At 50.1% G+C, this 12,946-nt stretch carries 15 protein-coding genes; 7 read left to right on the top strand and 8 right to left on the bottom strand.

Annotated features, from left to right (window positions below):
• Positions 1 to 44 precede the first annotated feature (44 nt).
• Complete coding sequence (gene rlmE, locus GEAM_RS20150) at positions 45 to 674, bottom strand: 23S rRNA (uridine(2552)-2'-O)-methyltransferase RlmE (RefSeq protein ID WP_034795258.1); 630 nt, start codon at positions 672 to 674, stop codon at positions 45 to 47.
• 183 nt (positions 675 to 857) lie between these two features.
• On the opposite strand from rlmE, the gene yhbY reads away from it, so the two are divergent.
• The gene (yhbY, locus tag GEAM_RS20145; RefSeq protein WP_034795256.1) at positions 858 to 1,154 is read left to right on the top strand and encodes a ribosome assembly RNA-binding protein YhbY; all 297 of its coding nucleotides are present in this window, start codon (positions 858 to 860) and stop codon (positions 1,152 to 1,154) included.
• A gap of 194 nt (positions 1,155 to 1,348) precedes the next feature.
• Here the strand turns inward: yhbY and greA are convergent, their stop codons facing one another.
• A complete protein-coding gene (gene greA, locus GEAM_RS20140; protein WP_034795255.1) occupies positions 1,349 to 1,825 on the bottom strand; it encodes a transcription elongation factor GreA in 477 nt (158 codons plus the stop codon).
• 282 nt (positions 1,826 to 2,107) lie between these two features.
• On the opposite strand from greA, the gene dacB reads away from it, so the two are divergent.
• Genes dacB through pmrB form a run of 3 tightly spaced genes read left to right on the top strand, consistent with a single transcriptional unit; the run spans position 2,108 to position 5,278 of the window.
• Complete coding sequence (gene dacB, locus GEAM_RS20135; protein ID WP_034795253.1) at positions 2,108 to 3,541, top strand: serine-type D-Ala-D-Ala carboxypeptidase; 1,434 nt, start codon at positions 2,108 to 2,110, stop codon at positions 3,539 to 3,541.
• Positions 3,542 to 3,551: 10 nt separating this feature from the next.
• Positions 3,552 to 4,214: a two-component system response regulator PmrA gene (gene pmrA / locus GEAM_RS20130; protein WP_034795251.1), complete on the top strand. Its 663-nt coding sequence runs from the start codon at positions 3,552 to 3,554 to the stop codon at positions 4,212 to 4,214.
• On the top strand, positions 4,211 to 5,278 hold the full coding sequence (gene pmrB, locus GEAM_RS20125) for a two-component system sensor histidine kinase PmrB (RefSeq protein ID WP_034795248.1): 1,068 nt from the start codon (positions 4,211 to 4,213) through the stop codon (positions 5,276 to 5,278). Before pmrA ends, pmrB begins: the two co-directional genes overlap by 4 nt.
• Before the next feature lie 89 nt (positions 5,279 to 5,367).
• Here the strand turns inward: pmrB and cgtA are convergent, their stop codons facing one another.
• The 4 genes from cgtA to rplU form a co-directional block, all read right to left on the bottom strand.
• The gene (cgtA, locus tag GEAM_RS20120; protein ID WP_034795246.1) at positions 5,368 to 6,537 is read right to left on the bottom strand and encodes an Obg family GTPase CgtA; all 1,170 of its coding nucleotides are present in this window, start codon (positions 6,535 to 6,537) and stop codon (positions 5,368 to 5,370) included.
• 18 nt (positions 6,538 to 6,555) lie between these two features.
• A complete protein-coding gene (locus tag GEAM_RS20115) occupies positions 6,556 to 7,527 on the bottom strand; it encodes a DMT family transporter (RefSeq protein WP_034795243.1) in 972 nt (323 codons plus the stop codon).
• Between the two features lie 88 nt (positions 7,528 to 7,615).
• Positions 7,616 to 7,873, bottom strand: coding sequence for a 50S ribosomal protein L27 (rpmA, locus tag GEAM_RS20110; protein ID WP_034795241.1), 258 nt, complete (start codon positions 7,871 to 7,873; stop codon positions 7,616 to 7,618).
• 18 nt (positions 7,874 to 7,891) lie between these two features.
• Positions 7,892 to 8,203 (bottom strand): 50S ribosomal protein L21, encoded by a 312-nt coding sequence (rplU, locus tag GEAM_RS20105; protein ID WP_034795239.1) that lies wholly within the window; start codon positions 8,201 to 8,203, stop codon positions 7,892 to 7,894.
• A gap of 259 nt (positions 8,204 to 8,462) precedes the next feature.
• Between rplU and ispB the strand changes: the two genes are divergently transcribed.
• Positions 8,463 to 9,434 carry an octaprenyl diphosphate synthase gene (gene ispB, locus GEAM_RS20100; protein ID WP_034795237.1) on the top strand — a complete coding sequence of 324 codons (972 nt, stop codon included), beginning with the start codon at positions 8,463 to 8,465 and terminating at the stop codon, positions 9,432 to 9,434.
• Between the two features lie 86 nt (positions 9,435 to 9,520).
• Here ispB and GEAM_RS20095 read toward each other — a convergent pair whose 3' ends face one another.
• Positions 9,521 to 9,889 (bottom strand): DNA-binding protein, encoded by a 369-nt coding sequence (locus tag GEAM_RS20095; RefSeq protein ID WP_034795235.1) that lies wholly within the window; start codon positions 9,887 to 9,889, stop codon positions 9,521 to 9,523.
• Positions 9,890 to 10,556: 667 nt separating this feature from the next.
• Here GEAM_RS20095 and GEAM_RS20090 point away from each other — a divergent pair.
• Positions 10,557 to 10,823: a helix-turn-helix domain-containing protein gene (locus tag GEAM_RS20090; protein ID WP_034795233.1), complete on the top strand. Its 267-nt coding sequence runs from the start codon at positions 10,557 to 10,559 to the stop codon at positions 10,821 to 10,823.
• Between the two features lie 85 nt (positions 10,824 to 10,908).
• Here the strand turns inward: GEAM_RS20090 and mdh are convergent, their stop codons facing one another.
• On the bottom strand, positions 10,909 to 11,847 hold the full coding sequence (gene mdh / locus GEAM_RS20085) for a malate dehydrogenase (RefSeq protein WP_034795231.1): 939 nt from the start codon (positions 11,845 to 11,847) through the stop codon (positions 10,909 to 10,911).
• Positions 11,848 to 12,310: 463 nt separating this feature from the next.
• On the opposite strand from mdh, the gene argR reads away from it, so the two are divergent.
• Complete coding sequence (argR, locus tag GEAM_RS20080; RefSeq protein WP_034795230.1) at positions 12,311 to 12,781, top strand: transcriptional regulator ArgR; 471 nt, start codon at positions 12,311 to 12,313, stop codon at positions 12,779 to 12,781.
• The last annotated feature ends 165 nt before the right edge of the window (positions 12,782 to 12,946 follow it).

Below are 12,946 nucleotides of genomic sequence, written 5' to 3'. Positions count from 1 at the left end.
ATTAACCTCATATTACAACTGTGTTAACAAACAGCGTTAGGGTATTACAGTTTCCGCCCTGTCGCTACGATGTACACTTCACGTGAACGTGCACGAGAAGCGTCTGGCTTACGAATCTTCACCTTCGTAAACAGGGAGCGAATTTCCCGTAGGTATTCATCAAAGCCATCTCCCTGGAACACCTTCACCAGGAAACCTCCACCTGGTGCCAATACATCACGACACATATCCAGCGCTAACTCAACCAGATACATCGATTTTGGAATATCGACTGCCGGAGTACCGCTCATATTCGGGGCCATATCGGACATGACCACCTGAACTTTGTTATCTCCCACTCTTTCCAACAGAGCTTTGAGAACTAATTCATCACGAAAGTCGCCCTGAAGAAAGTCGACTCCAACGATGGGATCCATAGGTAAAAGATCGCATGCGATAATGCGGCCTTTATGCCCAATTTGGGTGGCAGCGAATTGTGACCAACCACCCGGCGCAGCGCCCAAGTCAACCACGGTCATTCCTGGTTTGAACAGTTTGTCGCTTTGCTGTATCTCATCCAGTTTAAACCAGGCGCGGGAACGTAGGCCCTTTTTCTGTGCTTGTAACACATATTTATCGCTAAAGTGTTCCTGCAACCAGCGACTGGAACTTGCAGAACGCTTTTTATTAGACATTATTTATTAACCATTTAATTTTCCATTAACACTCATATAGAGCATTTGGAACAAGCTCTTAGCGTCATTACGTCGATAGCTAAAGCCACTCAAATCTTCGCGCCGAAGCAGTCCGATTTGGTGATAACCATGAGATGGCGGTAGAATGACCCGTTTTCAATCCCAACTTAAGCAAAAAAGACGATGAATCTTAACAATAAGCAAAAACAGTACCTGAAAGGTCTGGCACATCCACTCAAACCGGTTGTCATGCTAGGTAATAACGGCCTTACCGAAGGTGTGCTTGCAGAAATCGAACTGGCTCTGCAACACCACGAACTTATCAAAGTGAAAGTAGCCGCTGAAGAGCGTGAAACGAAGACCTTGATTGTTGACGCTATTGTGCGTGAAACCAAGGCGAGCAATGTGCAAGTCATCGGCAATATTCTGGTACTTTATCGCCCTTCGACTGAAGACCGCAAAATTATCTTACCGCGTTAATTGTTTAAGGTTTAACGAAAAACGCTGTAGATAAGTGGAACGGTGACACGTTATTACTTTCAATAAAAGGCCGCTCGCGGCCTTTTTACGTTAGTTTTCACTTCCCTGTGAAGTAATTCACGCGGGAAGTGAGCGTTTTGAATGGTCGCTGCGCCTGAAGAATGGCACTTTTTATTCAGGTTAGCTGAGGCAGATTAAAGGTATTCAACCTTCAGCACTTCATACTCGACATCGCCGCCCGGCGTACGGATCACCACGACGTCATCTTGTTCTTTGCCAATCAAACCACGAGCAATCGGCGAGTTAACAGAAATCAGATTTTGCTTAAAATCTGCTTCGTCATCACCCACGATGCGATACTTCTGCTCTTCGTCAGTATCGAGGTTCATCACGGATACCGTGGCACCAAAAATCACGCGGCCCGTTGCCGGCATTTTGGTCACGTCGATAACCTGAGCATTAGAAAGCTTGGCTTCGATTTCCTGAATACGACCTTCACAGAAGCCCTGTTGTTCACGAGCGGCGTGGTATTCAGCATTCTCTTTCAAGTCGCCATGTTCACGTGCAGTGGCGATATCTGCAATGATCTTCGGGCGACGAACGCTCTTAAGATGATCAAGTTCTTCACGTAATCTTTCAGCGCCACGTAATGTCATCGGAATCGGTTTCATATATTAACTACCTCTAACTTGTCCTTTCGGTAAACACCGTCCTGATCGAATCAGGTAGAAATAAGTCAGTGCTCTTGACCGACTCTCTCTGGCTAAAAACAAAAAAAACCTAACCCGGAGTCGAAGACCCAAGTCAGGATTGGTTTTGCATTTTGATACGTATTTTAACGTAGAGTTCCCTGAGGGTCATCGTTTACTTTCGCCCTCGTTGCACCCCACTTCGTAGCATCGTAGTATGGCGGCACGTCATTCCGCAGTTACCCAAGGCCCTTACTCAAAATAATGCGTTTTTTACAAATTGTCAGTGGATTAGCTTGCGCGTTTGTTTTGAACGCAAACGCAGCTCAGGTCGAAAATTACACCGAGTATCTGCCCGACGGTACAAACCTGGCGTTACTGGTACAGAAGATTGGAGCCACAACCCCTTCGATAGACTATCACGGGCAGCAGATGGCCCTGCCCGCCAGTACGATGAAAATTTTAACCGCGCTGGCAGCCTTGCTCCAGCTAGGCCCGGATTTCCGCTTCACGACCACATTCGAGACCAAAGGCACTGTCAGCGATGGTGTGCTGAAAGGCGATCTGGTCGCGCGCTTCGGTGGCGATCCCACCTTTAAGCGTCAGAATATTCGCAATATGGTGGCGGCATTACGCAAGCAGGGCATCAAACAAATCACTGGCGATGTGATCATCGATAGCTCAGTTTTCGCCAGCCATGACAAAGCGCCGGGCTGGCCGTGGAACGATATAACCCAGTGCTTCAGCGCGCCACCGGCGGCGGCGATTGTCGACCGAAACTGCTTCTCGGTTTCGCTCTACAGCGCCCCAAAACCAAATGAAAACGCCTTTATTCGCGTTGCGTCATACTATCCGGTGCATATGTTTAGCGAAGTGCGGACGCTGGCGAAAGGCTCTCCTGACGCGCAGTATTGCGAGCTGGACGTGGTGCCGGGTGAGCTCAACCGCTACACGCTCACTGGCTGCCTGACCCAGCGCAGCGAGCCTCTGCCTTTAGCTTTCGCCATTCAAGACGGGGCGAGCTATGCCGGGGCTATCATTAAAGATGAGCTGCAACAGGCTGAGATCCAAATTGACGGCACCCTGAAGCGCCAAACGCAGCCGACGCCAGCCGGTACGGTTCTGGCCCAGACCCAGTCTGCGCCGCTGCACGATTTGCTACACATTATGTTGAAGAAGTCAGACAACATGATTGCAGATACCGTGTTCCGCACTATCGGACACCAGCGTTTTGGCGTGCCGGGCACGTGGCGCGCGGGCTCCGACGCCGTGCGTCAGATCCTTCGCCAGAAAGCCGGTATCGATTTAGGTAACTCTATTCAGGTGGATGGCTCTGGCCTGTCGCGCCACGACCTGTTGTCACCTGCGACCATGATGCAAGTGCTGCAATACATTGCTCAACACGATCAGGAGCTAAACTTCATATCAATGCTCCCTCTGGCGGGTCATGACGGCACATTGCAATATCGTGGTGGTTTGCACGAAGCAGGCGTAGATGGAAAAGTCTCGGCGAAAACCGGCTCACTGGCTGGCGTTTATAACCTCGCGGGCTTTATCACCACGGCCAGCGGCCAACGCATGGCCTTTGTGCAATTCTTGTCTGGGTATGCTGTTCCGCCGGAAGATCAGCGCACGCGTAGAGCACCGTTGGTTCGTTTTGAAAGCCGTCTCTACCGGGATGTATATCAAAATAACTGAGTTCTAAACGATGAAATTACTGATCGTTGAAGATGATGAACTCTTGCGCCAGGGCCTGTCATTAGCCCTGAGCGGAGAGAATTACGCCTGTGATTGCGCATCGACAGCGGCAGAGGCCCATGGCCTAATTCTGGCAAGTCAGTACAGCTTGGTGGTGTTAGATCTGGGCCTACCCGATCGCGATGGCGCCTCGCTGCTGAGGCAGTGGCGCCGGGAACACATCGACATTCCGGTGCTGATCCTCACCGCGCGCGACGCCCTTGAGGATCGCGTTGACGGCCTTGATGCCGGCGCAGACGATTACCTGATCAAACCTTTTGCGCTGGTCGAGCTACTGGCGCGAGTCCGGGCCTTAATCCGCCGCTATCAGGGGCAGAGTGATAACCAAGTTATCGTCGGCTACCTCAAAATCAATCTCTCCACCCAGCAAGTCTATAAAGACGACACGCCCATCGAAGTCACGCCGAAGGAGTTCGCTATCCTCTCCCGGCTGATGATGCGCGCGGGTCAGACGGTAAACCGCGAACTGCTTCAGCAAGATCTCTACACCTGGAATGACGACCTTGGCTCGAACACGCTAGAGGTGCATATGCACAACTTGCGCCGCAAATTAGGCAAAGAAGCAATCCGCACCATTCGCGGCAACGGCTACCGTCTAGAGGTCTCCGAATGACCAGCATGCGGCGTCGCCTGCTGGTCATGCTGGCGCTGATTTTGTTCGTAACCCAGCTCACTAGCGTGTTTTGGCTGTGGCATGAGAGCCAAGAGCAGATTAACCTGCTGGTCAATGACACGCTCTCCGCCAAGGTGCGCAATAGCCACGTTGAGAAGGAGATTGCCGAGGCGATCGCTTCGCTGATTGCCCCTTCCCTGCTGATGATGGCCGTCACACTGCTGCTCTCCTTCTGGGCTATCAGTTGGATCATTCGCCCCCTAAACCAATTGCAGAACAGGCTGGAAACTCGCTCGGCGGACAACTTATCTCCCCTGCCGCTTAACAGTGAAATCAGCGAAATTGTCTCTGTCACCAAGGCGCTGAATCAGCTTTTTTCCAGGCTTTCCAATACCATCCAGCAAGAGCGTCTGTTTACCGCCGATGCCGCCCACGAGCTGCGCACGCCGCTGGCCGGAGTGCGTTTGCATCTCGAGCTGATGGACCAGAAAGGAGTAGAAGGCAGCAAGACGCTGATTGGCCGCATCGATCAGCTGATGCTGACTATCGAGCAGCTGCTAATGCTTTCGCGCGCGGGGCAAAACTTCGCCAAAGGTCAGTATGATCAGGTGGATTTGGTCGAACACGTGGTGCAGCCACTTCGCGAGGAGCTGGAGGAGATGCTGGCTCTGCGCCAGCAGACTATGCGCTATAGCATGCCGGATAAACTGGTGATTCAGGGTGATGCCATTTTACTGCGCCTGATGGTGCGTAATCTGGCGGAGAACGCCTTTAGATATGGTCCCGAGGGCGGTGAGATAGCATTGAGCTTGCTGAGCGAGAATCAGGGCGCGGTGGTGAAGGTCGAAGACAACGGGCCGGGAATTGATGAGCAGAAGGCCTGCGAGCTGACTCAGGCTTTCAAACGCGTTGACCAGCGCTACGGCGGCAGCGGGCTGGGGCTGAATATCATCGTGCGCATCGCCACGCTGCACGGCGGTAACCTGCAACTGTGCAATCGCAAAGATACCCACGGCCTGTGCGCCCAGTGCTGGCTGCCAGAAAGCTTTATCAACAGATACTAAGCTCAGCCAGAATCGCCAAATTTAAGCCATAAAAAAGGCCGCTTGAGGGCGGCCTTTATCGACATCAAAACAATCACTTAAACGTAGAATTAACGTTCGTAGATGATCTCTACGCCTTCGTCATCATCTTCGTCCCAGTCATCATCCCAGTCGTCATCTTCGGCTTCAGCTTCGGCCAGTTGCTCACGGTGATAATCATCCCACATGAACTCAACTTTCTCAGGCACCGCAGCTTCAACCGCCATGTGCTTAGGATTTTCATTGATGAACTTCATCACGTCCCAGCACAGCGCGTTAACGCCTTCGCGATTGGCGGCAGAGATCAGGTAGTAATCCCCTTCCCAACCCAGCGCTTCGGCGATGGTTTTAGCACGGGCTTCGGCTTCTTCTTTCTCAATCAGGTCAACTTTGTTGAACACCAACCAGCGCGGTTTTTCTGCCAGTTTGGCATCATACTGCTGAAGCTCATTGATGATAACTTTAGCGTTTTCAACCGGATCGGATTCATCGATTGGCGCGATATCAATAAGGTGCAGCAGCACGCGGCAGCGCTCAAGGTGCTTAAGGAAGCGAATACCTAAACCAGCGCCCTCTGAAGCCCCTTCAATCAAACCAGGGATGTCGGCAACCACGAAGCTCTGCTCGTTATCCATACGCACCACGCCAAGGCTTGGCACCAGAGTGGTAAACGGATAGTCGGCAACTTTTGGCTTAGCGGCTGAGACAGAACGGATGAAGGTCGATTTACCGGCGTTCGGCAGACCTAACATACCCACGTCAGCCAACAGCATCAATTCCAGAGAGATGTCACGCATCTCACCCTTGGTACCCATCGTTTTTTGGCGAGGGGAACGGTTTACGGATGATTTAAAACGGGTGTTGCCGAGACCGTGGAAACCGCCTTTCGCCACCATCTGCTGCTGGCCGTGACGGGTCATGTCACCCAGCACTTCGCCAGTACCTTGGTCCAGAATACGGGTTCCGACTGGCACTTTGATGGTGATGTCTTTACCACGTTTGCCCGTACAGTCGCTGCTCTGGCCATTGGTGCCGCGCTCTGCACGATAAGATTTCACGAAACGGAAATCGATCAGCGTGTTGAGGTTCTCATCTGCCAGCACATAGACGTCGCCGCCGTCGCCGCCGTCACCGCCATCTGGGCCGCCACGAGGGATATATTTTTCACGACGGAAGCTGACACAGCCGTTACCGCCATCACCTGCCACGACCAAAATTGTGGCTTCATCTACAAACTTCATGTGTACCGTCTCCGTAAATCATTCACCCGGCTGCTTAAGAGTCGCCACCAGGTTTTGTTCTGTCCGACCAGGCCACCAACGATGGCCAATTGCGGAAAACATCGCTCCCGCCACCACCACGAATGCTCCCAAATAACCAATCAGGTTAAGCACTGGTGCAGCAAACATATTAGGCCAGGCAAGTGCCAATAAATCTGAAAATAGCAGGGTAAACAATGGCGTCAGGGTTACAAATGCACTTACTTGTGCCGCCTGCCATCTCGCCATCGCTTCCGCTAATGCGCCATATCCTACTAACGTATTCGCGCCACAAAACAATAAACAGGCAAACTGCCAACTATTGAGCTGCGAGAGCATCGCCGGACTGGCCAGCGGGAGCAATGCGATAGAACATAAAGTGTACAGCAAAAACAAGATCTGAGGTGAGGCTAGCCGCCGCAATAAGACCTTCTGCGTAACGCCGTAAATAACCCAAACCGTTGCCGCACTTATCCCCAGCAATACACCCAAGGTGTAATCCGTGAGACGTGTGAAAATTTCTATCAGGCTGGTATTAAAGAACAGCACCAAGCCTAGTATCAGCATGCCTGCCCCAATCACTTGGGTGACGCGCATCTTCTCTTTCAAGACAATAACGCTGGCGAACATCATGCCGACGGGTGATAACTGCCCAATAACCTGCGACGCCGTAGGGCTGAGGTATTGCAGAGATGACCCAAATAAGACGAAATTGCCCAATAATCCGCAGGTTGCGACTAACAATAAAATCAGCCAACGAGGACTTTTGAACATTTGCATCGGCGGCAATCTATGCCGTGCCGCCAAAATACATCCCAGAACGACCGCGGCGAGGGAGAACCTAAACCAGACAACCGTGAAAGGGTCCATGACGACTAAGACTTGCTTCATCGCTATTGGCAGCGAACCCCAGCACATTGCCGTGATCACCGCTAATAGAATCCCTATGGGTGCCTGCGATTTCGTGTCCATGTCCCAGCCATGCTTAGGCGAACCAGAATGTAAAAAGCCCCGCAACGAATTGCGGGGCTTACATCTATTTTCTTAAGACTCGAAAAACTTATTCAGCTTCGATGCTGATAAATTTACGATTTTTCGGGCCTTTAACTTCGAACTTGACTTTACCGTCAGCCAAAGCAAACAGAGTGTGGTCTTTACCGCAACCCACGTTGTTACCAGCGTGGAATTTGGTGCCGCGCTGACGAACGATGATGCTGCCTGCCAGTACTGCTTCGCCGCCAAAGCGTTTTACGCCAAGACGTTTAGCTTCTGAATCGCGACCGTTGCGTGTGGAGCCGCCAGCCTTTTTGTGTGCCATTGTTCCGCTCTCCTAAACTTAAGCGCTAATGCCGGTGATTTTAACATCAGTGAACCACTGACGGTGGCCCTGCTGCTTACGGTAATGCTTACGACGACGGAATTTAACGATCTTAATTTTGTCGCCACGACCGTGAGCAATAACTTCTGCCTTGATCAAACCGCCAGAAACTAATGGCAGACCGATATTGATTTCTTCACCGTTAGCAATCATCAAAACTTGGTCGAACTCAACTGTTTCACCAGTTGCGATGTCCAATTTCTCAAGGCGAATAGTCTGCCCTTCGCTAACACGGTGTTGTTTACCACCACTTTGGAAAACCGCGTACATATAAAACTCCGCTTTCCGCGCACTCAACTTTGTATAGTCCAGAGGGCGCTATAAATATTCACAATAGGGCGCGAATTCTACGCAAAAAATCAGCATAAGACAAGAGCACTTTCACGACAAAAGAAGAAAAAAAGCGCAGTTCACGAGATGGCATTTATCTCCATTGTTTTTCAAGTACAATCCCCTTTACAGTTAGCGCCATGTGCCAATGTGAGCCAGATCTCATTGCGGTGAAGAGTAACGCAGCCGAAAAAACACAATGAACCTAGAACAGATTATCGATCTCACCGAGCAGGACATGGCTGCGGTTAACGCAACCATTCTGGAACAGCTGAACTCTGATGTATCACTGATCAATCAGCTGGGCTATTACATCATTAGCGGCGGCGGCAAGCGCATTCGCCCGATGATTGCCGTACTCACCGCGCGTGCGTTGGGTTATGAAGGCGACAAGCATGTGACCATCGCCGCCCTTATCGAGTTCATTCATACCGCGACCTTGCTGCATGACGACGTGGTTGATGAATCTGATATGCGCCGAGGTAAAGCGACAGCCAACGCGGCCTTTGGCAATGCTGCCAGCGTGCTGGTTGGCGACTTTATCTATACCCGCGCATTCCAGATGATGACGGATTTAGATTCCATGCCGGTGCTGGCATTGATGGCAAAAGCGGTCAACGTCATTGCCGAAGGTGAAGTTTTACAGCTGATGAACTGCAACGATCCTGACATTACGGAAGAGATCTATATGCAGGTCATCTACAGCAAAACGGCGCGCCTGTTCGAAGCAGCATCCCAGTCATCGGCGATGTTGTCCGGTGGCAACCCGGAACAAATTCAGGGCCTGCAAGACTATGGTCGCTACCTCGGCACGGCTTTCCAGCTGATCGACGACCTGCTGGATTACGACGCTAATGGCGAGACGCTGGGTAAAAATACCGGTGATGACCTGAACGAAGGCAAACCGACCTTGCCTCTGCTTCACGCCATGAAGCACGGCGACGCCGAGCAGTCCGCGATGATCCGTGGTGCTATCGAGCAAGGAAATGGCCGCCATCTGTTGGAGCCGGTGCTGGCTGCGATGCATCAGTGGGGGTCGCTCGACTACACCCGCGCTCGTGCTGAAGAAGAGGCTGATAAAGCCATTCGCGCCTTGCAGGTGCTGCCGGAGTCGCCATATCGCACGGCTCTGGAAGGCTTGGCGCATATCGCGGTGAGAAGAGACTTCTAATTCGCTTCTTGTCGCACGGCTGTAAGCTGTAAGTAGAACGACTGTACCGCGACTCGGCTGCGGTACAGTTGTGCTATCACCTGACTTTACACCTCAGGCACATCGGGCTTGGCGCTCAAACGATTTAACACCTCTGACATCCCTTCCCGCACAATAAATTTGATAATTAAGTCCCGCTCGTCTTCTTTTAACTGTTTATAGCTCTCAATCCAAATGGCTAATGGATCTTGATGGGCAGTGTAAACATATTCAGCAGACTGCTCTTTCATTTCCAGGCTATTCATCGCCTTAATTGGTAAGGTACCAATGTGATATTCAACCGCGCGTCCTTGAACACCCCATCGGCGGCGTTTTAACCATGACTGACGCCGCGCCATACCATGAATGCCCTGAGTAGAATTTGGCAGACCTTCGAATCCAATTAATTCCCTCGCTGAAAACCACTCTTTTTTCATAACGTTCCTTTTCATATTGTGCACTTGCACAAAAGAATGCTGTTATAACGCGCTGAGGCCGTGAAAATGTCCATAAATGGCCTGTTCTGCTTTCGTTTTAGCTTTAGATTTAATAAAAGCAGATAACTTATAACACTACTTAATAGTGGTAATAAAGCTGATTAAGTCACAGCAATAAGTCACAAAGGAAACTCTGATATCGATTAATCTTTTTTATGAAAGTTAATAAATACATGCCCTGTATTTTTCAGAAAGTATTAAACAGTTATCGCAAAAATCAAAACCATAAATAAAAACACTATATTTCATAGACATAAAACCCCACCTTGCATGAGGAGCTCTTTCCCAGCGCTGCTCTGCTTGCGGCTAAAGGCCTTGGGCACTCTTGTAATTAGTCGGACCTCTTATTCATATTTTTAAACATGCAAAAAAAGTCATTTGTTTATCCCTATAATAAATAGACAATTTTGTTCGTCTTACGCCAATAATCCAGAACAATTTGTATTACTCATTTGCGTTAGCAAGAATAAAGGGATATTTTCCCAAAAAACGAAAAGCTTTTTAGAAACAAAGAACACCCATTTATAAAGTGCATATTCTGGGTCTTGCTATCAACATCATATCAATATTACGACGATTAACTTGCCGATAATAAAAGGGAATACGTATGAAAGGACATAAAGAAAATTGGCATCAGGCAGACATTATTGCTGCATTACGCAAGAAAGGTACAACGCTGGCGGCAGTATCGCGCAGCGCGGGACTAAGTTCATCCACCTTAGCGAATGCATTATCGCGACCGTGGCCAAAGGGAGAACGTATTATTGCGGATGCCATAGGTATCCATCCTTCTCTCATTTGGCCAAACCGCTATTTTGATCCGGCGACCTCTAAAAGAATTGAGCGCAAGATCCGTGCGCCAAATAAAGCCTGACTGCTCAGCCAAATCTGCGAAACAGGCATAAAAAAACCGCCGGGTAAAACCGGCGGTTGATTTGGCACTGCTTATTAGGCAGATATCACTTGTTGATGAACTGCTCACCCAACTCGATATCTTTACGCAGTACGTCGAGCATAGAATCCAGAGATTGCTGCTCGAAGGCACTCAGAGTACCCACGCTTTTCAGCTCGGCTACGCCGTTTTTACCCAACAGGATTGGCTGTGCGAAGAAACGGGCGTGTTCGCCTTTACCTTCAACATAAGCACATTCAACAATGTTGCTTTCACCTTGCAGAGCACGAACCAGAGACAGACCGAAACGTGCCGCAGCCTGACCCATAGACAGCGTCGCAGACCCGCCACCGGCTTTAGCTTCAACCACTTCGGTACCCGCGTTCTGGATACGTTTAGTCAGATCAGCGACTTCGCTTTCAGTGAAAGAGACGCCTGGGATCTGAGACAGCAGTGGCAGGATAGTCACGCCAGAGTGGCCGCCGATTACTGGAACTTCGATATCCTGAGGTTGTTTGCCTTTCAGTTCAGCCACGAAGGTGTTTGAACGGATTGCATCCAGAGTCGTCACGCCGAACAGTTTGTTTTTGTCGTAAACACCGGCTTTTTTCAGCACTTCTGCTGCGATAGCCACGGTGGTGTTCACTGGGTTGGTAATGATACCAATCAGTGCTTTCGGACAGGTTTTAGCCACTTGCTCAATCAGGTTACGGACGATGCCCGCGTTCACGTTGAACAGGTCTGAACGGTCCATGCCCGGCTTACGCGCTACGCCAGCAGAGATCAGAACCACGTCAGCACCAACCAGTGCAGGCGTTGCATCTTCACCGCTGAAACCTTTGATTTTTACTGCTGTAGGGATGTGGCTGAGGTCAACTGCTACGCCCGGGGTAACGGGAGCAATGTCATACAGAGAGAGTTCTGAACCTGAAGGCAGCTGGGTCTTGAGTAGAAGGGCGAGGGCCTGGCCGATACCGCCAGCTGCACCGAGAACTGCAACTTTCATCCTATACTCCTTTATTATCATAAACTTAAAAAGCGCCGTGAATTCATCTAGGTAGTGACCATCATCCACTGCACTACTGCAACAATCTCTATACCTGAGATTGCGAAGCTACGCGGTAATTATGGCTGTATGTCGGCTTTATTTAAGATTATTTGCTTATGCATCAATGGCATAAATCAATGACATCATAAAAATAGCGTCACGAAACACGACAGGTTAACCGGCGGTTACATTACACCCGTTGGTGGCATCAGGACAATATCAATTCCATAACAATTTAATAACTATGCCTTATGTCAACAATGCACAATTCCAGCATATTCATTACACAACGACTCGCTGAGGAATTGGGTATAACCAGACGTCGCGCACAACTCAGGGTTACCTGTGATTATCTTTATTGCATAAAAATTCATATATATGCATAATCACCAGCACTATCGTTATGACCTTAGGGTGCAAAATGCGTAATCCTGCCAAACAGGAAGATCTAATTAAAGCCTTCAAAGCCTTATTGAAGGAAGAGAAGTTCAGTTCTCAAGGCGAAATCGTTCTTGCTCTGCAAGACGACGGGTTTGAGAACATCAACCAATCCAAAGTCTCCCGCATGCTGACCAAGTTCGGTGCCGTACGCACCCGCAATGCGAAAATGGAAATGGTGTACTGCCTGCCAGCCGAGATTGGCGTCCCGACCACCACCAGCCCGTTAAAAAATCTGGTGTTAGATATCGACTACAACGACGCCGTCGTGGTGATCCGCACCAGTCCGGGTGCCGCGCAGCTTATTGCCCGACTGCTGGACTCATTAGGCAAATCGGAAGGCATTCTTGGCACCATCGCCGGGGATGACACCATTTTCACCACGCCAGCTCGCGGGTTTAGCGTGAAACAGCTGTACGAAGCCATTCTCAGCCTGTTCGAACAAGAGCTTTAATCAGCTTCTTCCGAAGACTAAAGCCACACCATTATATGCGCAGGTGACCCGTGAAGTACCCATCGGTATCCTGCGAGCCCGCCTTTCTACCTATTTTTCTGGTTATTAATGGCTTTCCAACCCCAAAACCGCCCTGCCGAGCCGCTGGCATTGCCCGCTAACATT

It is taken from the genome of Ewingella americana ATCC 33852 (assembly GCF_000735345.1).
Classification (GTDB): Bacteria; Pseudomonadota; Gammaproteobacteria; order Enterobacterales; family Enterobacteriaceae; genus Ewingella; species Ewingella americana.
This window is presented reverse-complemented; position numbering and strand designations above follow the sequence as displayed.